This is a genomic window from Xanthobacter sp. AM11 (genome assembly GCF_047444035.1).
GTDB lineage: Bacteria > Pseudomonadota > Alphaproteobacteria > Rhizobiales > Xanthobacteraceae > Xanthobacter.
Genome location: NZ_JBLAOA010000001.1, coordinates 205,221 through 230,133, shown reverse-complemented (window position 1 = coordinate 230,133; position 24,913 = coordinate 205,221). Strand labels below are relative to the sequence as shown.

Genomic DNA, 24,913 nt, shown 5'->3' with positions numbered 1-24,913 from the left:
TCCCATGCGCAGGGCCTGGACGGGTACGTGGGCAACGTGGGTGCGGTTGAAGAATGCGATCGTGTTGCAGCCCATCCCTTTGATTCTCAAAAGCCTGCAAATATTAAAGGCGTGCCATTCAGTGAGCTGAAAGCAAATGCCACCATCGCAATACGGGCGTGTTCGGAGGCGGCTAAACGCGCACCTGAGAATGCAAGGATGGCCTTTTTGCTCGCCAGATCGTACGATGCCTCTGGTGATAAAGCGCAGGCCTATCGATGGATGGAGAAAGCAGCTCTAGCCCAGCATGTGATCGCTAAGTATATACTCGCGGATATGCTAAGAAATCGCAATTACACCAAACCCGACTTTGATCGCGCGAAGCGCCTCTTCTCTGAGTTCAATTTTGACGTAGAATACACTAGCATACATCCTGATATCGTGAAAAATAGCGAAAAGATTTATGCAACGCCATTGCCGTCCTCATAATGCTAAGCGCGAAACCGTATTATAGCGATAAGTTCGATAGAGAGTACACTTTTAACGTTATATGTAATCGATCGATTATAGTTATTGAAAAATTCGAAACGGCAACAATGCGCCAGGCAAATGGTAATGAATTGATAAAACAACTTCAGTACCATAAAACAGTCAAACTCGGGTTTCTTAGGCCAAGTGTTTCCGTGGATAATTATTTGATCTCAGTTACATGCAGGGTGCCGGAATGCATTTATTCGGATAGCGGCGTTATTCAATCAGAGTCTGAGATTGTCTGGGGCAAGGGGCGGCTTGAGAATATTATTGAGTTTAGTGCGAACGACAGAATGAAGGCCGTTGAGTTGGCAAAATATTTCGAGTTGGCTATCAAAAACGCAGGAGGGCGTGAGCCACACCAATGATTATGTGAGTAAATCGTTCGGTTCATGGATGGCGCGCAACATACTCTCCCCAAGTCTCGATCGCCTGCCGCTTCTCGTCCGCATACTCATGCCTCTGATAGACGCCGACAATGCCCGAGAACGTGCCGCTCGTGTGATTGAGCAGCTTCTCTACCACATGCACAGGAACCCCAAGCCTCGCCATTCCTGACGCCATTGTGCGGCGGAGATCGTGAAGGCGCCAGTCTGGAATGGTCGGCGGTTCGTCCGCATCCGCCTCGTCATTTCCCTTGAGCAGTTTCGCGATCGCCTTGTCGAGAGCGGCCTTAGCCTTCGAGAATCCGGAGATGGCCGTTTTGCCGGTGGTGGAGAACACGAAGGCGGAATCTCCCTCTCCATCCTTCATGCGCGGCAGACCCTCGATGAGGCTGACAGCTCCCGGCGAAAGCGGGACCACATGGGCCTTGCCGTTCTTGGTGCGATCGCCGGGAATGGTCCAAGTGGCATTCGCGAGATCGATTTCGCTCCACCTCATTCCGGCGACTTCATCGCGCCGTTGCCCTGTCAGAATGAGCAGATGGATGAAGGGGCCGAAGGGCCAGTCAAGGCTCTCGGCTCCTTTCCATACAAGCCCAAGTTCCTTGTCGCTGAGAATGCGGTCCCGGCTTTTCTCGGCGGTGGGTGCCTTGATGCCAGCAGCGGGCGAGGCATCCACAATCCCGCGCTCCACACACCAGTTGAAGAAGCGGCGAACAGCGGCAAGGAGGCGATTGGCCGTGACCGTCGCCCCTCGATCAACGGCAGCATCAAGAAGGTCGATCACGTCACGTTTAGTGATGCTCTTGATGGAGCGCCCTCTCCATGCCTTTACAGCCTCTTTCTCCAAGTGCCGCTTCGTCTCTTTAAACGAATCTTCTCGTTGGTTCGGTTTGGCGTAGCGATCCAGAAACATCGCCACCACCGATCCGATATCGTCCTTAACCGGGTGAGCGGCTTCGCGCTTGGCCTGCTTCTTTTCTTCGCTTGGATCGCGGCCTTCGGCGACGGCGGTCAAGACCTGAGCGGCCAGCGTGCGGGCATCGGCGAGCTTGATCGCCGGATATGTGCCCAGCGTGTGCTTTTTGGGCTTGCCCTTGAAGCGATAGCGGACAGCCCAGCTTTTCGCTCCGCTCGTTTGAACGATGACATAGAGGCTGGGCATGTTTCCATCGGGCTCCTCATATCGCGAGGTGCCCGGTTTCAGTGCATCGATACCCTTCGCTGTAAGTGGCTTCGCCATGTCGGCGTGTCCTCCATATTGATACCCGGAGAAGATGGGGTAACAACAGGGGTAACGCAAGAGCCCGAAAGGCGAGAGCCGTTAAATGCACATTTTTGTGCGGTAAAATATATAAAATGATTAAAATCAACACTTATTTCGTTTGAATCGAACTGACGGGCTTGATTTCACTCGCCTTCTGCCTCGAAGCTCCGAAAGAGCACCAGACTATGAATCTGGGGGTCTGGAGTTCGAATCTTCCCTGGCGCGCCATCTAATCCAAAGAAAACAAACAAATTTTGGCGCCGAGGCGAGCGGCCGAAGTCTCATGTCTCGGCTTGGGCCATCACCTGGGCCATCACGGCAATCGGCTTGATCGCTGATCCGTGGGCGTCGCGCGATCCCCTTGAAAGGATCTCATGCCGGCGCCCATGCCGGTCGAGGATTTGCGCCGAGGGCGCGGCCTTGTCTTGTGGCGGGATGCGGCGAGACGGTGGCGGGCGGCGCAGCGGCGATCCTCGTTTGGATGCTTTTGGCAGGGCCCGCAAAAGAGCCGCGCTTCCGGATGTCCGCCTTCGCGACCAGGCTGCAGCAGATTGCGCGCCGGCCCCTCACCGGCGGTCACCCTCGTGCGGCGCGAGCGAGAGCGAGAGAATGAAGGCCGCGCCGCGTCCGGGACCCTCGCTGCGGTCCAGCGCGATGCCGCCGCCATGGGCTTCCAGCATGGCCCGCACGATGGGCAGTCCCATGCCGGTGCCGCCGCTGTCCCGCCGCGTCGTGAAGAAATTGTCGAAGATCTTGTCGCGGTTGGCGGCGGAGATCCCGGCACCGTCGTCGCGCACCGTCACGCGCAACATGCCCGCCTCCCGGCAGGCCGAGATGTCGAGGCGGCGGGCGCCGTGGCGCAAGGCGTTGTCGGCGAGGTGGGACAGCACGATGCGCGCATTCTCCGGCGAGAGGCGGACCGGCGCCAGAAGCGCGCCGCGCGCCTCGATCCGTGCCGTGGCGAAGCCCGTGCGCAGGTCGGCGACGGCGGCGGCGAGGGTGGTCGTCCCGGCGGTCGGCAGGCCTTCCGCGCGCGCCAGCTCCCGCAGGCGCTGAACGATGGTCGCAAGGCGGGCGGTGTCCGAGATGATGTGGTCGAGGAAGCGGCGCTGGTCGGCCCGGTCCATGCCGGGGGTGATCGCGTCGAGATCGTCCCGCAGCAGCTCGGCCGCGCCCTTGATGGCGGTGAGCGGCGACTTCAGCTCGTGGGAGACGTGCGCGGCAAAGGTGGCGATAAAGTCCGAGCGGTCCTGCAGGGCCTGCGCCGTATCGAGGAAGCCTTGCGACAGGGCCGCGAATTCCGCGGTGCCGTGATGCGCGAGCGGCGCCAGGGACGCGCGGTCGCCCCGTCCGATGGCCTCGGTGCGCTTCATCAGCTCGCGGATGGGGCGCGTGATCGTCCGCTGGAAGATGAAGCCGATCAGCGCGGCAAGGGCGAGGATCGTCAGCCCCGCGGCGGCCAGCTTGCCGCGCTCCTGATGGAAGCTCTTGAACACGTTGCTGGGCGTGCGCGAGGCGTAGACAACGCCGCCGACGCGCCCGTCCACGACGACCGGCATGGCCACGAACAGCCGCACCGACGTGCCCCGGCTGAGGGAGTAAAGGGGAGGCGGCTCGTGCTTGGACACCCGCAGCCGCATCACGGCGCTGAACTGGCCGTCGAGCGCCGCCGCCACCTCCTGCACATGGGCGAGGGACAGGCCCAGCTCCTCGCGCCCCGCGATCACGACGCCATGCGGGTCCAGCAGCCGGAAGCCGGCGAGGGTGATCTTCTGCACCGCGACGAGATCGGCCGCGAGCCGCGCCCCGAGCGCTGCAAATGCGGGTGCGGCAGGCGTTGGCGCGGCTTCGGCCGCAGGCCTGCGGCCGAGGATGGGGTCGCGCGCGAGGTCGAGGGAGGGCAGGATCGGCCGGTAGGCGATGTCCGGGTCGGCCGGCGCGGGCGGGACGGCGGCACCGAGCGGCAGGCCCGAAGGCTGCGCTTCGATCTCCCGGGCCATCACGGCGGCGAGCACGGCGGTCTGGCCGATCAGATCGGCCTCCGTCTGGTGGATCAGCTGGTTCTCGTAGATGCGGAAGAAGAACATGCCGGCGAGCGGCAGCGCCAGCGCGGTGACGATGACGAGCCCAACGACGAGGGCCATGGACGGCCGCCATTTCCGCGCGACCTTCGGCGCCGGCACGTGCCCGCTCACGGCTCGGCCCGGCAGGGGCCGATACGGAAGCCCACGCCATGCACCGTTTCGATAACGCTGTCGCAGCCGGCCGCTGCGAGCTTCGCGCGGATGTTGCGCACATGGCTGTCGATGGTGCGGTCCGCCACGTGGATCGCCCCGCGATAGGCGGCATCGAGGATGTGGCCCCGGCTGAACACCTGTCCCGGCCGCGCGATCAGGGTCTTGAGAATCGCGAACTCGATGGCGGTGAGGGCGACGGCGACGGAACGGAACGTCACCGCGTGCGCATCCGGGTCGAGGTCGAGCGCGCCGCGGGAGAGGAAAGCGGGACCCGGCGCGGGCCGCACCTGCATACGCTTGAGGATGGCGTTGACCCGCGCCACCAGCTCCCTCGGGCTGAACGGCTTGGTCACGTAGTCGTCGCCGCCGATCTCCAGGCCGATCACGCGGTCGATCTCCTCGTCGCGCGCGGAGAGGAACAACACGGGCACCTCGGAGGTCTTGCGGATGCGGCGGCAGACTTCCAGCCCGTCCATCTCCGGCATGCCCACGTCGAGCACGATGAGATCCGGCGGGCTTGCAACGAACTGACGCAGCGCCTCCGCACCGTCGCGGGCGGGGAGGGCGGTCATGCCAGCCTTCTCCAGCGCGAAGCAGATGATGTCGCGGATGTGGGGATCGTCGTCGGCGACGAGGATGCGGTAGGCCATGGCTCCGGGTCTAGTTCGCGGCGGCAGGCGCGGTGCCCGCCGGAGCCTCATCGAGGGGATGGGCATCGAGAACGCGCTTCAGCCGCCAGTTTCGCAAGGTCCAGCTGCGCCAGTCGGCCTGATCGAGCATGTGCGCGGCGGCGCGCTGTTCCCGCTGCAGCAGGCCGCGCTGCCAGCCGGGCAGAGGATGCGGCCCGGTGGCCGCCGCGATCCCGGCGTATGCGGGCAGCGCATCCGGCCCGAGGGAGGCCAGATAGCCGACGTCGAGCACGGGTCCCATCCCATCCCTCTCCTGCCAATGCGCCAGGTTGTAGCGCGCAACGATATAGGGAAAATTCGCGAAGCAGCAGAGATAGAGCGTCGCCGCCAGCGCGATCGCATTGGCGTCGAGCAGCCACGCATTGGATTTGCGGCCGATGATCTGGACCACGATCAGCAGGAGGCCAAGCCCCACCAGCCCCATCCAGATGAATGCCGCGAGCCGCAGCTGGGTCAGCCCATAGGCCTCCACATAGAGCGCCGTGCGCAGGATGGAGGAGGCCACAAGCGCGACGTTCTGCGCCACGAAGACGAGCACCAGGGGCCGGAGCCGGCGCGACGCCTCGGCCGGCCCGCCCGGGCGCATGGCGGCGAGCACGAAGGCGGCGGCCAGCAGCGCCGTGACGATGAGCGCATAGGCGCCGCGATGGGCATAAGCCGCATAGGTCAGTCCGTCCGGCAGGGCGAGGCCGCCCCACAGATAGGCCGCGTCGAGCCCGCTCTGGATGGCGAACAGCGCATTGAACAGGACCAGCGAGCGCATCACCGCCGGCGGACCGAGGAGGGCCGACACTTCCGGCAGGTCCTCCGGCGGCGCGGATTGCACCGGGGCAGCCCGCCTGCGCGCCCGCCTCATATGCACCAGCGGCCAGACGAGGCAGAGCGCCGCGAGCCAGAAGGCGACCCTGGGAACCGATATGAGCGCGGGAATGCGCGCGGGATCGAGCGCGCGCAGCCAGTCGTGGATCAGCGGGTTCGCGGCATCGAACAATCCCAGGAATACGAGCGACAGAAAGACCGGCACAATCCAGGCCGCCAGGGATGCGGCGCTCACGCTGGCCCTGCGCCTCCGCGACGCGAGGCGGAAGGCGCGGGATATATCCCGCGCGAGCCGGAGGGGGCCGACGAAAGGCAGGCCCAGGCTGCGCGCCAGCCCCGCCGGCCAGGGCTCCCGGTTTCCGGCGATCAGGCGGACAAGATACAGGAGGGTGGCGCCGGCCACGAGCAGCGACAGCCAGGACACATTCTCGACCAGCGCCGCGAGCGCGAGAACGAGTGCAAGTCCATAGAGTAACTGGAGCCGGGCGGGCACCCGAACCGGGTTCGCCGCCACCAGCAGCCCCGCGCAGGCGGCAAGGAAGAGCGGCAGCGAGATGCCGACCGCATGGCTGTTGAAGAAAAGCCAGTCGGCGAGCCCGGCGGCGGCGAGGGCGAGCCCGGCTTTGCAGGCCAGCCAGCTGAGTGACGCCCGCGCCGGGCGGAAGCGGGCGTCAGTCGTCATGGGAGACCTCGGGGCAGGGGAGCGGGGAAGCGTGCGGCGGCCGCTGCTGTTGCCCCGGTGCGGGACCGGGAATTGCCGCCGACGAGGATCTCGGCGTGGCAACGAGCCACCAGCCGTCCCGGGTCAGGCGGCGCGGCAGCAAAGCGGGTCGGACGGGGAGGTCGGTCAGGTTTTGCATGCCGCGCAGGATGGACGGCGGCTGTGCAGCGCCCTTGAGGGGCGCAAGGAGATTTCGCGGATTGCTGTGCAGCTTATGTGCAGATCAATCGGTCGTCGGCGGACGCGCGAAGCGCCTTGCGCTGGGCGGAGCGGGCCGCGCCCCTGATTGGCCCCGCCGGTGGAGGCCCGCAGGCCGTTTCGACTCACCCCGCCCGCCGTGGGCGCCGCGTGGCGCTCAGCTGATCCCTGTTCCCGCGGTGTCGATGTGAAACGCGCTAAAGCGCGGTCCCGGAGCGATCTGTGTGGGTGCCGGTAAGTTATTGAAAGGTGAGGCAAGCCGGAAAATGGCTGGGGCGCCTGGATTCGAACCAGGGGATGGGGGAATCAAAATCCCCTGCCTTACCACTTGGCTACGCCCCAACGCGGGCGCGGAACATATCGTCCGCGCGCCCGCCTGTCCAACGTTGCGGACAGAGCGGCGGCGTTGTGGAAACCGCCTCGCCTCCGCCTGCGCGCGGGAGTAGGTTGCGCCTGCTGCGCAGCTTCCGCGTGGCTCATATGGGGAGGTTGCGCAATGGCCCTGCGCACCGCTGTCTTCAGTGTCGCCATTGGCGCAGCCATGGCTTTTGCCGCTCCGGCCTTCGCCCAGACCGCCACAACCGCACAGGACCGCATGAAGGCCTGCAGCGCGCAATGGAGTGCGGCGAAGGAGGCGGGCAAGGTTCCCGCCGGCCAGAAGTGGCAGGACTTCTTCAAGGAATGCAACGCGCGGCTCCAGGCCGGGGCTCCGGCTGCCGCGCCTGCCACTCCCGCCGCCGCACCCACCGCCGCCGCACCCACCGCCGCCGCACCCACCGCCGCCGCACCCGCTGCCACCCTCGCGGCCCCGCCGGCTGCTGCTGCCGCCCCCGCCGCCGCTGCGCCCGCCACCCCCCAGTCGCGCATGAAGCAGTGCGCCGAGGAGTGGCAGGCGCTCAAGGCCGGCGGAAAGGTTCCGCAGGGGCAGACCTGGCAGAAATATTATTCCGAGTGCAATGCGCGCCTGTCCGGCGCCGCCCCGGCGCCCGCGGCCGCGCCGGCAGCGACCGCCCCGGCAGCGCCGGCCAAGCCCCCGGCAGCGCCGGCCAAGCCCCAGGCCGCTCCCGCCGCCGCGCCCGCACCCGCGAAGCCGGCCGCCGCTCCTGCGGCCAAGCCCGCCGCTTCCCCCGCCGCTTCCCCCGCCGCCGCCAAGCCGGATGACGACGAGGACACCGGCGAAGGCGTGCGCGAGCCCACGCCGGGCCAGCTCGCCGCCCGCCAGCGCATGAAGGATTGCGGGGCGGAGTGGCGCGCCGCCAAGGAGGCGGGGAAGATCCCCGAAGGCCAGACCTGGCCGCAATATTGGAGCGCCTGCAACAAGCGCCTGAAGGCGGCGGGGAAGTAGTCCCGCCGGGCCGCGCGGGCGGCCTTCCCCTCAGCTTCCCGAGAAGCGCGGCGCGCGCTTCTCGGCGAAGGCGCGCCGGCCCTCGCGATAATCCGCGCTGGCATTGGCGAGGGTGGTGGCGCGCCGCGCCTCCGCCAGGAGAGAGCCCGCCCCCGATTCGGCCGCCCGGATGGCGAGCTTGGCCGCCTTCAGGGTCAGGGGCGCATTCTCCGCGATGCGCTGGATGGTGCGCTCCGCGGCGGCCTCCACCTCGGCAGCGGGGGCGATCAGGTCCACCGCGCCCATCTCGTGGGCGCGGTGCACATCCAGGCGCTCGGCGGTGAAGAACAACTGACGGGCGCCGTGGCTGCCGAACACCCGCAGAATCCGCGGCAGGCCGCGCGGATCGTAGCCGAGCCCGAGGCGCGCCGCGGGAATGGCGAAGAAGGCGTCGTCGGCGGCAATGCGCATGTCGCAGCTCGCGGCCAGCGCCGCGCCGGCCCCCACGCACGCGCCGCGCAGCAGGGCGAGGGTGGGGAAGGAGAGGGCCTCCAGCGCCGCGCAGGCGGCTTCCACCAGATCGTCATAGCTCTGTGCGCCGGAGGCATCCGAGCGGGCCGCATCGAAATCGGAAATGTCGGCCCCGCCGGAAAAAGCCAGCTCGCCCTCGCCGCGCAGCACCGCCATGCGGATGTCGGCGCGGCCGGCCGCCTCGGTTGCGAACGCGCTCAGCGCCCGCCACATGCCGCTGGAAATGGCGTTGCGCCGCTCCGGGTTGGTGAGGACGAGACGGGCGATGCCGCCTTCGACGGAAATGGCGATGCTGCCGGCCACGCGCGCGCTCCCCCGCTGGTCCGGCGCCATCGCGGCGGCCGGCACTGGCCCCGGTCGCCGGAGCCTGCCCACCTCTAGAGCACGCAGCGGCCGGATGGCAACGCATGACGGCATGGCGGGGGCAGGCCGGGCCGGCGCGCGGGACAGCGACAGAGGGGCCCGTGAACGACGTGTGGCGCGCGATGGCGGAGATGCCGCAGTGCCCGCCGGGCGGGTTCGGGGGTGGTGCAAAGCACCACCCCCTCCCCAACGGGCGCCGGTCAGGGCTTGGCACCCGAAGCTGCAATGCGGCGGTGACGTGGCTGGGGCACTGCGCCGGGGGCGGGGAGCCGCCGCGCCGTACCGGAGCTGCCCGCAGCCTCCTTTTTATTTGTCTGGCGCCGGTTGCCGGACCTTTCAAGGAAAAAATGACATTTGATGCAGGGAAATCAGGAAATCGGTAATCCCTTGCCCCTGTTTCCGGCGTTACAGCGGCCGAACCGGTGCCTGGCGAGGCGATCGTCGCGGGTCGTTCACTCCTTGCGGAACAGCAGGTTGCCGATGAAGCCGACAATAAGGCTGCCGAATGCCACAACGAAGCCGTAAATAAGCCGGTCCTGCTGTGAAAATTCTGCGATCTTCTGCTCTATTCCTGTCTTCTCAACATCGAATGTGGTGGTAGCCGTGGCGGTGACATTGCCCTGCCGCAGAAGCTTGACCTCCACTGTATAGCGCCCCAGCGGCGCGACGCCGGGAATACTGACCTCGGTGCGGAAGACGTGGGGGGCGAGGAAGGCGACGCCGTGCGGGTCCTCCCGGTAGAAGCCTTGCGCCGCCTGGATGCGCAGGAAGGCGGCGCGGAACGGGTCGGTGGGCACCACGTCGGCGAAGTCGGGGCCGATCCGCTGCACCAGGATGTTGCGGGCAAGGCCGATCTGCTCCACGCGCAGCGTTTCCGGGCTTGCCATCGCCTCCGGCGGCCGGTTGGCCATGACATGGAGAAAGGCCGGCACCTCCAGGAAGGTGCGGCTGTCGGAATTCACCCACAGGCCCAGCACGCGGGACTTGCGCCAGGTGGTGAAATTCTCCCGCGGGCCGCGCACGCTCACCACCACGTCGGGGGCGGCGGGGCCGGCACCCTCCATCTCCGCCACCCCGAACACCACCAGGTCGGCCCCGGCGAAGCTGGAGGTGATGCGCACCTGCGGCTGGGATACCGAGAGCACGAGCCGGTCCGCCCATGCCGGCGCCGCCGCCGCGAGAACTGCCGGCGCCGCCGCCGCGAGAGCTGCCGGCGCCGCCGCGACGAGCAGCAGCAGGCGCCCCCCCGACACCTTAGCGCGGGCGGCGCGGATCGCGGAGCGGACCTTGGCACCGATCATGGCGCGGCCTCGATGACGGTGACGGCGTAGGTGTCGGGCGGCTGGCTCACCAGGTCCGCCGCCACGCGCACGGCAACCGAGAGCACCAGCAGGCCCAGCAGCAGCCGCAGGTGCTCGGCCTTCAGGGTCTGCCCGGTGCGCGCGCCGAACTGGGCGCCCATGGTGCCGCCCACCATGAGCACGAAGGCGAGCACCACGTCCACGGTGCCGTTGGCCTCGGCATGCAGAACGGTGGCCGCCACCATGGTCACCAGGGTGAGCACCAGCGATGTGCCCACCGAGGTCTGGGTGGGCACGCGCAGCAGGTAGATGAGGGCCGGCACCAGGATGAAGCCGCCGCCCACGCCCAGCACCGCGCCCAGAAGGCCGATGACGAAGCCGATGCCCACCACCGGCAGCGCGGACACATAGATGCGCGAGCGGCGGAAGCGCAGCTTCAGCGGCAGCCGCATGAACCAGGCGCGGGTGCCGGGCCGGCGCACCACCGGCCGTTCGCCCCGCCGGGTGCGGGCGATGGCGCGCACGCTTTCCACCAGCATCAGGGACCCGATGGTGCCGAGCAGCAGCGTGTAGGAAATGCGGATGGCAAGGTCCACCTGGCCGATCATCCGCAGCCACAGGAACAGCGCCACCCCCGCCACCGTGCCGGCGAGGCCCCCGGTGAGCAGCACCGCGGCCAGCGGCAGGTCCACCATGTCCTTGCGCCAGTAGGACAAGGCGCCGGAGAAGGAGGACGCCGCCATGTAGGGCGAAACGCTCGCCACCGCCACCGCCGGCGGCACCCCGGTGAAGATGAGCAGGGGGGTCATCAGGAAGCCGCCGCCCACGCCGAACATGCCGGAGATGAAGCCCACGGCAAGTCCCATGGCGAAGACCGTGAAGATGGCGACGGGAAGCTCGGCGATGGGCAGATAGATGGTCACGAGACGATCTTCGCAAAAAGCGGTGTGTGCCGCGCGTATAAAGCGGGCAAATGTACAAGAAAAGAAGAACTACTTCCATCGAATAGCTTTTTTGGTCGTGTCCCGGCATGAAGACGCGTGCGCCGCCGGGGTCGTTCCGAGCGCGCCGCGCAGGTGGCGGCGGTGGTTCCGGCGCCGCTCGTTTTCAAGCGGAGATGCGGCCGCATTCTACAATGCCCGCGCCCGGCTGCCCCGCGCCGCTCCAGGGGGCGACGGGTGGCCTGTTGACCGGCCGTGCGCCCCGTGGTTGCATCCCGGCGCCGGTGACGAGAGGCGGTTCGTGTCGAATACGCGCATCTACAGCTTCCTTGGAACCCTCCTTGATTCGCTGGACGTGGCCCTCTGCCTGTTTGACGGGCAGGACCGCAGCCTCGTGTGGAACGCCACCTTCCTGCGGTTCTTTCCCGAGCATTCCGGGCACGTCCATGCAGGCGAGCCCTATCGCGAGAACCTCCGCCGCTTCTACGACGCGCGCCTCACCGGCGAGGAGCGCGCCATGCGCGACCGCTATGTGTCGGAAGGCATCGCCCGCCACCGGGCGCAGTCGCGCCCCTTCGTCTTCACCCATCTGGGACGGCGCCTGAAGGTGGCCTCCCTGCCAACGCCGGACGGATCGCGGCTGCGGCTCTGGGTCCAGCTCGCCGACGGGGCGAGCGCCACGGGCGCCGGCCATCACGACTTCCCCATCGACCTTCTGGACCATATCGCCGACGGCGCGGCGGTGCTCGACCAGGACGACCGGATCATCAACACCAATGCCGAGTTCCGCATTCTCTACGACGTGCCCGAGGGCCAGTCGGTGGTCGGCGCCAGCCTGGAAGATGTGGTGCACGCGGCCTGGGCACGGGCCGGCCAGCCCGATGGCGGCGCGCGCGGCTTCGTGCGCGATGCGCTGGTGTTCGCCGGCGCCCCGTTCGAGGTGGAATTGCCGGGCGGGCGGTGGCGGCGGGTGATCGCGCGGCGCATCGCCAGCGGCATCGGCTATTTCACCCATTCCGACATCACCGAGCTGAAGCGCCAGCAGGCTGCCCTGGAGCGCGCGCTGGACGAGCTTTCCGCCATCGCCGCCACCGACGGACTGACCGGCCTCGCCAACCGCCGCCGCTTCGACACCGCCATCGACGAGGCCTGGCGGGCCTGCGCCGAGGCGGACACCCCCATGGCGGTGATGGTCATCGACCTCGACAATTTCAAGCTGGTGAACGACCGCTTCGGTCATGCGGCGGGCGACGAATGCCTGCGTCGGGTGGGGGCGGCGGTGCGCGGAGCGGTGACGCGGTCGGGCGACCTCGCCGCGCGGCAGGGCGGCGAGGAATTCGCCGTGCTGCTCCCCAATGCCACCGCCGACGAGGCCCTCGCGGTGGCGCAGGGCATCCGCCGCGCGCTGCGCATGGAACGCTGGACGCAGGTGCACCCCGGCCTGTCGTCCCTCACCGTGAGCATCGGCATCTGCGCGCTGCGCCGGGTGGGGACCGTGGCGGTGGCGCAGGCCATGCAGCAGGCCGACGAGGCGCTCTATCGCGCCAAGAACCGCGGCCGCGACCGGATCGAAATCCAGCCGGGCTGAGCCCCGGCGGCGCCGGGCGGGGGCGCGTCTCCCGTCCGACAACACCCGTCCGCGCCACGCTTGGCACGCCACTTGGCAACAGACTTGGCAACACACTTGGCAAAATCCAGCAACTGTCTATCTTGTCGGACAATCGACATGAGGGCGAAGAAGGACATGGGCAGCCCGGGACGAGCCATCAAGCCGGTCAAGAAGGTGAGCGCGGAGACGCAGGCCGCCGATGCGCTGCGCGAGAGCATCGTCAGCGGGCGCCTGCCTCCCGGCGCGCGCCTGACGGAGATCAAGCTCTCCGAGCAGCTGGAAGTGTCGCGGGCGACGGTGCGCGCGGCGCTGCACCAGCTGGCGCAGGAGGGGCTCATCATCCAGGTGCCCTATACGGGATGGACGGTGATGACCCTGACATCGGTGGATGCGTGGGAACTGCACACCCTGCGCTCCAGCCTGGAGGCCCTGGCCGCCCGCCTCGTGGCGCAGCGCGCCGCGGGCTCGGCGGAGGAGGCGCGGGCGGTGAAGGAGCGGCTGGACAAGGCGCTGAAGGCGCTGGCGACGGCCTGCTCGGGCGGACGGGTGCACGACATGGCCGAGGCCGACTTCGCCCTGCACAAGGCCATTATCGACCTGTCGGGCCACGGCCGGCTCGCCGAGCAATATCGCCAGGTGGAACAGCAGGTGCGCATCTACATCGCCTCCAGCGATTCCCTCGTGCCCCATCCCGAGCAGATCGTGGCGCAGCACCAGCCCATCGTGGATGCCATCGTGCGCGGGGATGCCCCGGCGGCGGCGGAACTGTCGGTGGAGCACAACACCGAGCAAGGCGAGATCCTCGTGGCCTTCCTGCGCGACCAGGAGGCCCGCGCCTCCGCCTGAGGGAGGCCGTGCAGCAGCGTTTAGGGGCCTCGCAGGGGCATTTCTGAGCCTCGCGGGGGGATTTCGCAGCCTCGCGGGGGACTTTCTCAGCCTCGCGGGGGCGTGGCGCAGAAATTCAGCCGTCACGCAAAATTGTCGGTTGTTAGACAATCGAGAATGTGGTTCATTGAGTCCCGTGATTGATCGCCCGCGGCCAGAAACGGCTCGCAAGCGGGCCGGCGACCGGGAAAGGACCAACGATGGCCGACCACCAGAACAACAGCCGCAGCAAGCACCAGTTTCAGGGGGTCGAGCGCTCCCTGCAGCGGGCGTGGGCCAAGGGCGCGGGCCTCATCGACGAGGAATTCGCCCGCCCCATGATCGCCGTGGTGAACACCTGGCAGGACTTCTCGCCGGAGAACATCCACCTGCGCCAGGTGGCGGACGCGGTGAAGGCCGGCATCCGCATGGCCGGGGGAACCCCCTGCGAATTCAATACGTTCCATGTGACGGATTCGGAGACCTTCGCCTCCGTGGGCATGCGCTATGTGCTGCCGAGCCGCGACGTGGTGGCCGACATGATCGAGCTGATGGTGGAGGGCCACCGGCTGGACGCTTTGGTGCTCATCGGCTCCGGCGACAAGGTGATGCCCGGCATGGTCATGGCCGCCGCGCGGCTCGACCTGCCCGCCATCATGCTCTATGGCGGCCCAACCCCGGTGGGCCGCTACCGCGGCCGCAAGGTGTTCCTGGAAACGGTCTATGACGGCGTGGGCGAGCACATCCGCGGCGAGCTTTCCGCCGAGGACCTGAAGGGGCTGGAGGACAACCACTTCCCCTTCGCCGGAGCGTGCGACACCGCCACCTCCGGCAACACCGCCGGCATCTACACCGAGGCGCTGGGCCTGGCCCTGCCGCATTCCGGCACGCTGCCGGCCGGCTCCAACTACCAGTTGCGCGCCGCCAAATACAGCGGAATGCGCATCATGGAGCTGCTGGCGCAGAACGTGCGCCCCTCGCAGATCCTGACGCAGCAGGCGTTCGAGAACGCCATGCGGGTGGGCATGGCGGTGGGCGGCTCCACCAACATGGTGCTGCATTTCATGGCCATGGCGAAGGAAGCTGGCGTCGATGTCAGCTTCGACACCTGGGACCGTCTCTCGCGCACCACGCCCACGCTGGTGAAGCTCGCCCCCTCCGGCCCCTGGGGCGTCACCGAGCTCAACGATGCCGGCGGCGTGCCGGCGGTGATGAAGGCGCTGGGTGCCGGCATCGACCGCAGCGCGCGCACCGTGTCCGGCAAGACCGCCGGCGAGATCGTGGATGCGGCCCGCATCGAGAACCCGCAGGTGATCCGCACCGCCGATGATCCGGTGGAGCCGGAAGGCTCGCTCTACATCCTCAAGGGCTCGCTGGCCCCCGGCGGGGCGGTGGTGAAGGCCTCCGGCGTCAGCCGCGCCATGTGGCGCTGCACCCTCGCCGCGCGGGTGTTCGACGCTGAGGAAGGCGCCATCGACGCCCTGCGGGCCGGCGCCATCGGCCCCGGAACCTGCATCGTCATCCGCAACGAGGGCACCAGGGGCGGACCGGGCATGCGCGAGATGCTGGGCGCCACCTCCGCCCTCATGGGCGCCGGCCTCGGCGACAGCTGCGCCCTGGTGACCGACGGCCGCTTCTCCGGCGCCACCCACGGTCCGGCCATCGGCTACGTGACGCCGGAAGCCGCCCGCGGCGGGGTGATCGCGGTGGTGCGCGACGGGGACCTCATCTCCATCGACCTCGCCGCGCGCACCCTCGACCTCGACGTGCCGGAAAAGGAGATCGGCGCGCGCTGGGAGGCCTATGTGGCGCCGGAGCCGCGGGCCAGGCGCGGCTACCTGAAGTTCTACGCGGAGCACGTGACCCCGGCCTCGGAAGGCGCGGTGATGCCGCGCTTCTGATCCGCTCAGCTTCTCCCGCCGACGGCGGGGCCGAACGAGGAAAGGAAAGACCATGATGGCGGGTCGCAAACCCGAATGGCTCACGTTCGATTGCTACGGTACCCTGATCCAGTGGGACGAGGGGCTGCTGGCCGCGGTGGAGGCCATCCTCGCCCGGCAGGGCGCCAGCGCGGTGGATGCGGCCACCCTGATCCACACCTACGACAAATACGAGCACGCTTTGGAGGAGGAGCGCCCGCACCGGAACTTCCGCACGGTCGCCGGCGAAGGCCTGCGCCGTGCCATGGAGGAGCTGGGGCTGGCCTACACCGCCTCCGACATCGAGATCCTCACCGGCTCCATCTCCCGCATGCCGCCCTTCCCGGAAGTGGTGGACGCCCTGGGCGCGCTGAAGGCGCAGGGCTTCCGGCTCTGCATCGTCTCCAACACGGACGACGACATCATCGCCGGCAACGTCGCCCAGCTCGGCGGCCATGTGGACCGCGTCATCACCGCCGAGCAGGCCCAGGCCTACAAGCCCAGCCGGCAGATCTTCGAACATGCCCACCGGGCGCTGGGCGTGGCGAAGGAAGACATCGTGCACATCTGCGCAAGCCCGCACCTCGACCTTGCCGCCGCGCGGGACATGGGCTTCCGCTGCATCTGGATCGACCGCGGCACCGGCCGCAAGCCGTTGCCCGACTACAGCCCCGAGGCGGTGTTCGCCACCCTCGACCGCGTTCCCGGTTATTTCGGCACCCTCGGCTGGGCCTGACGCCCCGCCGAAAAGCCGCAAGAAAAAGCCGGCCGAAACGCGCCGGCATCGGGCCGCATCCGCATCGGCGACGGACCCGTCGAAGGCGCCATCCCTGGGGCCGGCGCCGAAGCGGGTAAAGTCCGTCCTCGCCAACATCACCCTGGCGGTGGCGGACCACGCCTCGTCATCGCCAACGGCCGCGTGGTGCGGGAGGCGTGGATGCACCGAGCCAATCCAAGCATCTTGCGGGATCTGGAGCCTGGTCTGGGGGGCTGTGCCTGCCGCCTCGCGCACGAGGCCCGCCACGGAACACGTATGAGACGCCTTCGCCGACCAGCACGCGATGCAAGCGGGTCGGCGGATGCTTCAGCGCCCCTCGCGCACCCAGGCGGCGGTGATGGCGCCCAGGAGCAGCAGCAGGCCGGAGAGGCCGGCGAACAGCGGGAACAGGCCGATGCCGCGCACCACCGAAACGTCGCGGGTGCGCAGGCCCATCCAGTCCTCTCCGGCCAACCGGTCGGTGGAGGCCACCTGCACCACCCGCGGCACCGCGCCGTTGAGATCGGACAGGCGCCAGATGCCGCCCCCCGTGGCCAGCGCCACCGGGGCGAGCACGTCGCGGGTGCTGGTCACCTCGGCAAATTCCCTGGGGTTGAGGGGGCCGATATTGGCCAGCGCCGTGAGGGTGCCGTTGGCGGCGCGCCACAGGCCCAGTTCGTCCGCCGGCGTGGTGGCGCGCCACAGGCCGGGCTCGGCCTGCGCCAGGGCCAGCGTGCGCACGGCGCCCGACGGGGTGGTGACGGTGGCGGGCGGCACCGCATCGGCCATGGTCTGGCGCTCCACCACCAGTTCGCGGCCGGAGACGGTGAGCCGGAGGCGCTCCTCCTCCAGGTCCGGCTCCTTCATGAGCCAGTGGGAGAGGCGGCGCAGCAGGTCGATGTGCGGGCCGCCGCCTTCATAGCCGCGCGCCCACAGCCAGATATGGTCCGACAACAAGAGCGCCACCCGGCCCTCGCCCACCCGGTCCACCAGCAGCACCGGCTTGTCGCCGGGGGCGCCGAGCAGGCTGGTGCCCGAGCGGGCGGTGGCGTCGATGACGCGGAAGAAGCGGCTCCAGCGGGGCGGCTCGCTGTCCGATCCCGGCAGGGCGCGGGTCACCGGGTGGCGCTTGCCCGGATCGGTGAGGCGGGCATGATAGGGCGCATCGGTGGCCTCGCCCCGCGGCATGCCGGGCAGGATCTCCTCCAGCGGCGTATTGAACAGGGAGCCGGAATCGATGAAGTCGGTCCCCGCCGCCACCAGCACCGCGCCGCCGCCGCGCACATAGCGCACGATATTGTCGAAATAGACCTGCGGCAGCACGCCCTGCTGGGCGTAGCGGTCGAAGATGATCAGGTCGAAATCCTTGATCTTGGTCTGGAACAGCTCGCGCGTGGGGAAGGCGATGAGCGACAGCTCGTTGATGGGGGTTCCGTCCTGCTTCTCCGGCGGGCGCAGGATGGTGAAGTGCACGAGGTCCACATTGGCGTCGCTCTTCAGGAGGTTGCGCCAGGTGCGCTCGCCCACGTTGGGCTCGCCGGACACCAGCAGCACCTTGAGCTTGTCGCGCACCCCGTCGATGGCGACGGCGGTGCGGTTGTTCACCGCCGTCAGCTCGCCCTCCAGCGGCGGCACCTCGAATTCCACGATGTTGGCGCCGGCGTGGGTGATGTCCACCTCCACGCTGGTGCTGCGGCCGGCGGTGACGGTGGGCCGGGCGATCACCTCGCCGTCGCGGCGGATGGTGACGGCCACCCGGGCGCCGGCGGGCACCCCCTCGTCGGTGACGCGGAAGGTGACGCTCTGCTTCTGGCCGACGATGCCGAAGCGCGGGGTCTTCTCCAGCGCCACGCGGCGGTCGCGCTCGCCGGGCTGGCCGGTGACGAGGGCATGGATCGGCGCGGAGAAGCCCAGCGCCTGCGGGTTCTCCGGGGCGTCGTGCACCCGCCCGTCGGTGATGAGGATGGCGCCGGCCACCCGCTCCGGCGGCACGTCCGCAAGCCCCGCGGACAAAGCGGAGAACAGGCGCGTGCCGTCGGTGTCGCCATTGGCGGCGTCGGCCTCGATGGTGCGCACCTCCACGCCGGAGAGCTTGCCGAGGCGCTCGGCTAGGGCGGCCTGGGCCGCCTGCGTCTGGCGGGTGCGCTCGCCGAAGGACTGGCTCTGGCTCTTGTCCACCACCACCGCCACCACGGAGGTGAGCGGCTCGCGCTCCTCGCGGGTGAAGGAGGGGTTGGACAGGGCCAAGAGGCCCACCGCCAGCGCCAGGGCGCGGAACACCGCGCCGCGGGTGCGGGCGGCCAGCAGCAGGCCGGCCAGCACCAGCGCCACCACGGCGAGGGCGATCAGCACCGGCAGCGGCACGAAGGGGGAGAAGGCGAGGCCGTAGCTCATGGGCGGATGCTGCCTCTCGGCGTCGTGGCGCCGCGCCGGGCCCGGCGGCCGCAGGTGGGCTGCGGGGCCTGAAGCCCGCTTCCGCCTGCCGGGGCGGGCAAGGCGTCGGCGGGACCCGCCGATGGGGTTTCAGGCGGAACTCGGGTGGGGGAGGGCGCACGGCCGCCCCGGGGCGCCGTCCCCTTCCCAGCCCGCCCGTGCCGGAAGCGGGGGGCCTCCAGCTCCGGCGTGGGGCAGCCGAACGCGGCGGCGGAGCGGGGGCGCGGTGGCGCCTGGAGCCGCGCCGTCATTGCCCGAGCCGTTCCAGCAGGGCCGGCACATGCACCTGGTCCGCCTTGTAGTTGCCGGTCAGCACATACATCACCATGTTGGCGCCGGCGCGGAAGGCGATCTCGCGCTGGCGCGGCTCCCCGGGGGTGAGGGGCAGCAGCGGCTCGCCATTGCGGCTCACCGCCCAGGCCCCGGCGAGGTCGTTGGAGGTGATGATCACCGGCGAAACGCCGTCGCCGGCCCGCGCCGGGCGGTCCGCATCCTCGGCGACCGCCGGCAGCGCCTCCACCCAGGTGGTGCCGCCGGTGAAGCGGCCGGGAAAATCCTTCAGCAGATAGAAGGCCTTGGTGAGCACGTGGTCGCGCGGCACCGGCTCCAGCTCGGGAATGTCGAGGCGGGAGAGGATCTCCTTCAGCTTCGCCCCCGCCGGCGACAGGGGCGTGCCCGGCCCGCCGGGGGATTCGATGGCGTCGCGGGTGTCGAAGATCACCGTGCCGCCCTGCTTCATATAAGCGTCGATGCGGGCCAGCACCGGGGCGGGGGGCACCGGGGCGTCGGGCAGGATGGGCCAGTAGAGCACGGGGAAGAAGGCCAGTTCGTCCTTGGCGATGTCCACCCCCATGGCCTCGCCCGCCTGCAGCGCCGTGCGCTGGCCGAGGAAGGTGGCGAGGCCGTCGAGCCCGGCGCGGGAGATGTCGTCCACCTCGCCATCGCCGGTCATCACATAGGCAAAGCGGGTCTGGATGGTGGCCTTGAGGGCGAAGGCGTCGTCGGCGCGGGCCGGGGCAGGCGGCGCGCCGAGCCCGGCCAGGGTGCCGAGGGCGAGGGCGGCGATGAGCGCCGCCGCGGCGCCGCGGGGGGTGTCCCGGTCCGTGGCGCGCGCCTTGCCCCGGGGCGCGGCGGGCGGGCGCGTCAGGCGCGACAGGCCACCGGCCAGCAGCAGCACCGCCAGCGCATCCAGCAGCAGCAGCCCCATGGCCGCCGCCAGCACCGTGCCGCGCAGGTCGCGCGGGGCGCTCTCCTGCAGCGGCTCCACCCGGCCGCCGAGGCCGGCCAGGTCGAGGGCCTTCGGCCGGTCGGCGGGGAGGAGGGCATTCACCGCCAACAGCCCGTCCGGCGGGCCGTAGAAGCCCGGGGGGTGGTCGGCGCTGGCGCGGCCGGCATAATCGGCGGGCAGGGCGCGGGCGGTGGGGCCGGGGGGATGGAAGGCGCCGAAGCCGTCCAGCACCCGGGCCGGCGGCAGGGCCGCCACGTCCGGCCGGCCAACGGCGCGGGTGGTGTCCGCGGGCGCGGCCTCGGCGGCGGCGGGGGTGTCGGACAGGGCCACCACCCGGCGCAGCATCTCCACGAAGGCGCCCGAGAGGGGCAGGTTGGACCACGAGGTGTCGCCGGTGACATGGAACAGCACCAGCGCGCCCTTGCCCCGGCGCACGCCGGTGACGAGGGGGGTGCCGTCCGCCAGGGTCGCCCAGGTGCGTTCGCCGAGCGTGCCGTCGGGCTCGGCCAGCACCTGCCGGTTCACCGTCACGTCGCCGGGCGCGCGCACATCGCGGAACGGGCCTTCGGGGGTGAGGGCGCCCAGCTGCTGGGGCGTCTCCCACGACAGGGAGCCGCCGAGCACGCGGCCGCCGCGGCGCAGCTTCACCGGCAACAGGTCGTCCTGCGCATTGGCGAGGCGCGGGCCGGCGAAGCGCACCAGCACGCCGCCATCCTCCACGAAGCGGGCGAGGCGGGTGCGGGTGGCCGGCGGGATGGTGCCCACGTCGGTCAGCACCAGCACCGGCAGGCGCTGCTCCAGGAAGCGATTGATATTCTCCGTGGCCGAGCCGGTTTCCGCCACCCGCAGGTCGGCGAACGGGCCCAGCGCCCGGGAGAGATAATAAGTGGGCGCCAGCAGCGGTTGGCCGGTATCGGTGGAGGTGCCGGAGACGATGCCCACGGAGCGCCGGCGCCACCTCTTGTCCAGCAGCTGCACCGCGCCGGCCGAGCGCTCGCCGGAGATTTCCAGCCGTGCCGCCTCGTTGCGGATCTCCACCGGCATGTCGAAGCGCGCCTCGGTCTCGGTGGCGCCTTCCGGCAGGGTGAAGGCGGCCTCGCCCAGGGAGAGGCCGCGCATGTCGCGGGCCACCACCTGCCCGGCGCGCGGGGCGCCGGCCTCGGGGCGCAGCACCTTCACGGTGAGGGCTTCGGCGGCATTCTCGGCGCCGGCGAGGGCGAGGGGGGCGGGGGTGCCGCCGCCGACCACCAGAAGGCGCGGGCCGAGATCGGCGAAGGCCCGGGCGAGATCGGGGTCGGCGCCCAGGTCCACCGCGTCGCTGACGAAGACGACGCCGGCCTGCGGCTCGGCCGCCAGCAGCCGCCGGGCCAGGGCCAGGGCATCGCCGCGGGCCGGGGCGTAGGGCACCGGCTCCAGGGAGCGCAGGCGGTCGCGGGCGGCGGCGGGGGTCATCAGGGTCGGCTCGCGCGGCACGTCGCCGGTGGGAATGAGGGCGACGCCGCGCCCGCCGGTCTCCGCCTCGTCGATCAGCGCGGCAACGGCGCTGCGCCGGGCCTCCCAGCTGGGGGCCGCCGGCCAGCCCTGATCCAGCATCAGCACCAGCGGGCCGCTGCCCGCGGGGCCGGCGGCGGGCGGGTTCCAGATGGGCCCGGCGGCGGCGAGGATGACGAGGGCCGCCAGCAGCAGCCGCAGCAGGGTGAGCCACCACGGCGTGCGCGCCGCGCTCTCCTCCTTGGGGGTGATGGAGAGCAGCAGCCGCATGGGCGGGAAGCTCACCGGCCGCGGCTTCGGCGGCACCACCCGCAGCAGGAACCACAGCAGCGGCAAGGCGAGGAAGGCGGTGAGCAGCAGCGGGGCGGAAAAGGCGAGGGGGAGGCCGAGCATCAGGTGAACTCCCCGGAAACGAAGGCATGCCCGCCGGAGGCGCGCGCCGGCGCGCCGCCCGCGCCCATGCGGGCATGCAAAGCGAGCAGCAGCTCGCTCGCCGGCTTGTCGGTGCGGTGGACGACGAAGCTCCAGCCCAGCCGCCCGGCGGCGGCACGGATGCGGGCGCGGTGCTCCACCAGCTTCAGCTCGTAATCGGTGCGCCAGCTCTCGGCGCGGCCCACGGTGAGGCGCTCGCCGCCCTCGGGCTCCTGGAACTCGATGCGGCCGGAGAAGGGGAAGGTCTCCTCCGCCGGATCGACGATCTGCACCACATGGCCATGGGCGCCGGAGGCGGCCAGCGCGTGCAGGCGCGCCGCCACCTCGCCGGCCGGGCTCCAGAAATCGCCCAGCAGCACCACTTCGGCGAAGGGCGAGGGGGCGAAGGCGGGGGGCAGGCTGGCCGGCAGGGACGGCGCCAGCACCACCGCTTCGGCCATGCGCTCGACGATGCGGCGGTTGGCGGACGGGCGCATGAGTTCGGGAATGCCCACCCGCTCGCCGCCCTTCACCAGCAGCTCGGCCAAAGCGAAGGCGATGACGAGGGCGCGCTCGCGCTTGGGCGCCTGCCCGCGGGAGGCATAGTCCATGGAGCGGGAGAGGTCGGGCCAGACCCACACCGTGTGGGCCGCCTCCCATTCGCGCTCGCGCACATAAAGATGATCGTCGCGGGCGGAGCGGCGCCAGTCCACGCGCTGGGCCGGCTCGCCGTCCACGAAGCGGCGGTACTGCCAGAAATTCTCGCCCGCCCCCGAGCGCCGGCGGCCGTGCAGGCCGTGCTGCACGCTCATGGCGATGCGGCGGGCCTCCAGCACCAGGCGCGGCATGGCGGCGGCAAGGCCGGCCGCGGCGAGGGCGGCGGTTTCCACGGCGTGATGCGCGTCGCCCGCCGTGGCGCGCGTGTCGCGTCCGGCGCTCACCCGAGCCGCTCGGTGAGGCGGCGGATGATGTGCGGCACGTTCTCGCCCTCGGCGCGGGCGGCGAAGGTGAGCGCCATGCGGTGCTTGAGCACCGGCTCGGCGAGCGCCACCACGTCGTCCACCGAGGGGGCATAGCGCCCGTCCAGCAGCGCGCGGGCGCGCACCGCCAGCATCAGCGCCTGGCTGGCGCGCGGGCCGGGACCCCAGGCGATGTAGCGCTGCTCGGGGCCTTCGGCGCCGGGACGGGCCGAACGCACCAAAGTGAGGATGGCTTCCACCACCGATTCGCCCACCGGCAGGCGGCGCACCAGGCGCTGGGCGGCCACCAGCTCGTCCACGCTCATGGCGGCGCGGGCCTTCTGCTCTTCCGCCGAGGTGGTCTCGAACAGGATCTTCCGCTCCGCGTCGCGGTCCGGGTAATCCACGTCGATCTCCATCAGGAAGCGGTCGAGCTGGGCCTCGGGCAGGGGGTAGGTGCCCTCCTGCTCCAGCGGGTTCTGGGTGGCGAGCACGTGGAACGGCTTGGGCAGGTCGTGCCGCTCGCCGGCCACGGTGACGTGATATTCTTGCATGGCCTGCAGCAGCGCCGACTGGGTGCGCGGCGAGGCGCGGTTGATCTCGTCCGCCATCAGCAACTGGGCGAAGATGGGGCCCTTGATGAAGCGGAAGGCGCGGCGCCCGCCGGCGCTCTCCTCCAGCACCTCGGAGCCGAGGATGTCGGAGGGCATGAGGTCGGGGGTGAACTGGACGCGGCGGGCATCGAGCCCCAGCACCGTGCCCATGGTTTCCACCAGCTTGGTCTTGGCGAGGCCGGGCACGCCCACCAGCAGGGCGTGGCCGCCCGACAGGATGGTGATGAGCGCGCGCTCGATCACCGCCTCCTGGCCGAAGATGACGGAAGCGATGGCGCCGCGGGCCGCCTTCACATGCGCCGCCGCCGTCTCCGCATTGCGGATGATCATCTGGTCGAGGTCGAAGGTCTCGCCGGCAGCGGACATCTGCGCTTCTCCTTGAGCCGGGCCCGTTTCGCCCGGCACGCAACACTGGCACATCACACGCGCGCCCCGGACAGGCTTGCCGCCAAAAGCGGCAACAAAACGCCCCGGCCGCGCAACCCGGCCCCCCGGCCGCAGCGTTGCAAGCCTCGCGCCAGCCGAACGGAGAGCTTACGCTAAGATCGGCGCAGGTCGAACCCCGCGCCGGCCCGGCGCCGGAGCGCCGCGCTCACGTCATCGCGAGGGCGCGCCACGGGGCCTTCGCTGCACGCAAGGAGAATGACATGCCGGGTCTGCGGAAAGGCGCCCATGTGGTCCCCGCCCCTCCGCCCTCCGCCCCGCCCTCCGCCCCTCCGGCCGCCGCGCCCGGGCGCCTGGAGGCGCTGATGGCGGCGGCGCAGGCCGCCGGCGGGCGCGGGCCGGCCCCGGTGGAGGCGTGGAACCCGCCCGATTGCGGCGACCTGGACATCCGCATCGCCGCCGACGGCACCTGGCACTACATGGGCACGCCGGTGGCGCGGCCGGCGCTGGCGCGCCTGTTCGCCTCGGTGCTGGCGCGGGAGGGGACCCGCTACGTGCTGAAGACGCCGGTGGAAAAGGTGGGCATCCGGGTGGACGACGTGCCCTTCCTGGCCGTGGACATGGCGGTGGAAGATGCGGCGGACGGCCGCACCCTGGTGTTCCGCACCAATATGGATGACGTGGTGCGCTGCGGGCCGGGGCACGACCTGCGCTTTGCTGCCGGGGCCGGTCCGGGGGAATGGGTGCCCTATCTCCACGTGCGGCGGGGGCTGGAGGCGCGGCTGACGCGGGCCCTGCATCTCGACCTCATGGCCGAAGGGGAGGTGCGGGACGTGGCGGGACAGCCCATGTTCGGAGTTGCTTCCGGCGGTAGCTTCTTTCCCGTGATGCCGGCCGCCGACCTGGATCTGGACCTGTGCCCATGACCCGCCTGCCCCCTGATGATTCGACCGCGGATGA

At 70.0% G+C, this 24,913-nt stretch carries 19 protein-coding genes and 1 tRNA gene; 8 read left to right on the top strand and 12 right to left on the bottom strand.

Annotated elements, in window-relative coordinates; all coding sequences use genetic code 11:
- Window positions 1-27 precede the first annotated feature (27 nt).
- Window positions 28-468, top strand: a complete 441-nt coding sequence (locus ACI7BZ_RS01040) for an SEL1-like repeat protein (RefSeq protein ID WP_414115356.1) — start codon at window positions 28-30, stop codon at window positions 466-468.
- Between the two features lie 107 nt (window positions 469-575).
- Window positions 576-878, top strand: a complete 303-nt coding sequence (locus ACI7BZ_RS01035; protein ID WP_414115355.1) for a hypothetical protein — start codon at window positions 576-578, stop codon at window positions 876-878.
- Between the two features lie 22 nt (window positions 879-900).
- Here the strand turns inward: ACI7BZ_RS01035 and ACI7BZ_RS01030 are convergent, their stop codons facing one another.
- The 5 genes from ACI7BZ_RS01030 to ACI7BZ_RS01010 all read right to left on the bottom strand — a co-directional run bounded on the left by ACI7BZ_RS01030 (window position 901) and on the right by ACI7BZ_RS01010 (window position 7,166).
- A complete protein-coding gene (locus ACI7BZ_RS01030) occupies window positions 901-2,136 on the bottom strand; it encodes a tyrosine-type recombinase/integrase (RefSeq protein ID WP_414115354.1) in 1,236 nt (411 codons plus the stop codon).
- A 590-nt stretch (window positions 2,137-2,726) separates the two neighbouring features.
- Window positions 2,727-4,304 (bottom strand): sensor histidine kinase, encoded by a 1,578-nt coding sequence (locus ACI7BZ_RS01025; RefSeq protein WP_414115353.1) that lies wholly within the window; start codon window positions 4,302-4,304, stop codon window positions 2,727-2,729.
- 47 nt (window positions 4,305-4,351) lie between these two features.
- Window positions 4,352-5,047: a response regulator gene (locus ACI7BZ_RS01020; RefSeq protein ID WP_414115352.1), complete on the bottom strand. Its 696-nt coding sequence runs from the start codon at window positions 5,045-5,047 to the stop codon at window positions 4,352-4,354.
- A 10-nt stretch (window positions 5,048-5,057) separates the two neighbouring features.
- Window positions 5,058-6,587 carry a DUF4153 domain-containing protein gene (locus ACI7BZ_RS01015; RefSeq protein WP_414115351.1) on the bottom strand — a complete coding sequence of 510 codons (1,530 nt, stop codon included), beginning with the start codon at window positions 6,585-6,587 and terminating at the stop codon, window positions 5,058-5,060.
- 504 nt (window positions 6,588-7,091) lie between these two features.
- Window positions 7,092-7,166: transfer RNA gene (locus tag ACI7BZ_RS01010), tRNA-Gln, on the bottom strand.
- Window positions 7,167-7,320: 154 nt separating this feature from the next.
- Between ACI7BZ_RS01010 and ACI7BZ_RS01005 the strand changes: the two genes are divergently transcribed.
- Entirely contained in the window at window positions 7,321-8,169 is an 849-nt protein-coding gene (locus ACI7BZ_RS01005) for a hypothetical protein (protein WP_414115350.1), read from the top strand.
- A gap of 30 nt (window positions 8,170-8,199) precedes the next feature.
- Here the strand turns inward: ACI7BZ_RS01005 and ACI7BZ_RS01000 are convergent, their stop codons facing one another.
- The 3 genes from ACI7BZ_RS01000 to ACI7BZ_RS00990 form a co-directional block, all read right to left on the bottom strand.
- Window positions 8,200-8,982 (bottom strand): enoyl-CoA hydratase-related protein, encoded by a 783-nt coding sequence (locus tag ACI7BZ_RS01000; RefSeq protein ID WP_414115349.1) that lies wholly within the window; start codon window positions 8,980-8,982, stop codon window positions 8,200-8,202.
- Between the two features lie 512 nt (window positions 8,983-9,494).
- Entirely contained in the window at window positions 9,495-10,343 is an 849-nt protein-coding gene (locus tag ACI7BZ_RS00995) for a TIGR02186 family protein (RefSeq protein WP_414115348.1), read from the bottom strand.
- On the bottom strand, window positions 10,340-11,266 hold the full coding sequence (locus tag ACI7BZ_RS00990; protein WP_414115347.1) for a sulfite exporter TauE/SafE family protein: 927 nt from the start codon (window positions 11,264-11,266) through the stop codon (window positions 10,340-10,342). Before ACI7BZ_RS00990 ends, ACI7BZ_RS00995 begins: the two co-directional genes overlap by 4 nt.
- A gap of 319 nt (window positions 11,267-11,585) precedes the next feature.
- Between ACI7BZ_RS00990 and ACI7BZ_RS00985 the strand changes: the two genes are divergently transcribed.
- From ACI7BZ_RS00985 to ACI7BZ_RS00970, 4 genes are all read left to right on the top strand, one after another.
- Window positions 11,586-12,872: a sensor domain-containing diguanylate cyclase gene (locus ACI7BZ_RS00985; protein ID WP_414115346.1), complete on the top strand. Its 1,287-nt coding sequence runs from the start codon at window positions 11,586-11,588 to the stop codon at window positions 12,870-12,872.
- Window positions 12,873-13,010: 138 nt separating this feature from the next.
- Window positions 13,011-13,739: a GntR family transcriptional regulator gene (locus tag ACI7BZ_RS00980; protein WP_414115345.1), complete on the top strand. Its 729-nt coding sequence runs from the start codon at window positions 13,011-13,013 to the stop codon at window positions 13,737-13,739.
- A gap of 239 nt (window positions 13,740-13,978) precedes the next feature.
- Window positions 13,979-15,658 (top strand): dihydroxy-acid dehydratase, encoded by a 1,680-nt coding sequence (ilvD, locus tag ACI7BZ_RS00975; RefSeq protein ID WP_414115344.1) that lies wholly within the window; start codon window positions 13,979-13,981, stop codon window positions 15,656-15,658.
- Window positions 15,659-15,710: 52 nt separating this feature from the next.
- Window positions 15,711-16,412: a haloacid dehalogenase type II gene (locus ACI7BZ_RS00970; RefSeq protein WP_414115343.1), complete on the top strand. Its 702-nt coding sequence runs from the start codon at window positions 15,711-15,713 to the stop codon at window positions 16,410-16,412.
- A 348-nt stretch (window positions 16,413-16,760) separates the two neighbouring features.
- Here ACI7BZ_RS00970 and ACI7BZ_RS00965 read toward each other — a convergent pair whose 3' ends face one another.
- From ACI7BZ_RS00965 to ACI7BZ_RS00950, 4 genes are all read right to left on the bottom strand, one after another.
- Window positions 16,761-18,827, bottom strand: coding sequence for a hypothetical protein (locus ACI7BZ_RS00965; RefSeq protein WP_414115342.1), 2,067 nt, complete (start codon window positions 18,825-18,827; stop codon window positions 16,761-16,763).
- A 286-nt stretch (window positions 18,828-19,113) separates the two neighbouring features.
- A complete protein-coding gene (locus ACI7BZ_RS00960) occupies window positions 19,114-21,978 on the bottom strand; it encodes a DUF4159 domain-containing protein (protein ID WP_414115341.1) in 2,865 nt (954 codons plus the stop codon).
- Window positions 21,978-22,937, bottom strand: a complete 960-nt coding sequence (locus tag ACI7BZ_RS00955; RefSeq protein WP_414115340.1) for a DUF58 domain-containing protein — start codon at window positions 22,935-22,937, stop codon at window positions 21,978-21,980. The genes ACI7BZ_RS00960 and ACI7BZ_RS00955 overlap by 1 nt, the downstream gene beginning before the upstream one ends.
- Window positions 22,934-23,935: an AAA family ATPase gene (locus ACI7BZ_RS00950; RefSeq protein WP_414115339.1), complete on the bottom strand. Its 1,002-nt coding sequence runs from the start codon at window positions 23,933-23,935 to the stop codon at window positions 22,934-22,936. The genes ACI7BZ_RS00955 and ACI7BZ_RS00950 overlap by 4 nt, the downstream gene beginning before the upstream one ends.
- Before the next feature lie 281 nt (window positions 23,936-24,216).
- Here ACI7BZ_RS00950 and ACI7BZ_RS00945 point away from each other — a divergent pair, with 281 nt between their 5' ends.
- Window positions 24,217-24,879 (top strand): DUF1285 domain-containing protein, encoded by a 663-nt coding sequence (locus ACI7BZ_RS00945; RefSeq protein WP_510802831.1) that lies wholly within the window; start codon window positions 24,217-24,219, stop codon window positions 24,877-24,879.
- The last annotated feature ends 34 nt before the right edge of the window (window positions 24,880-24,913 follow it).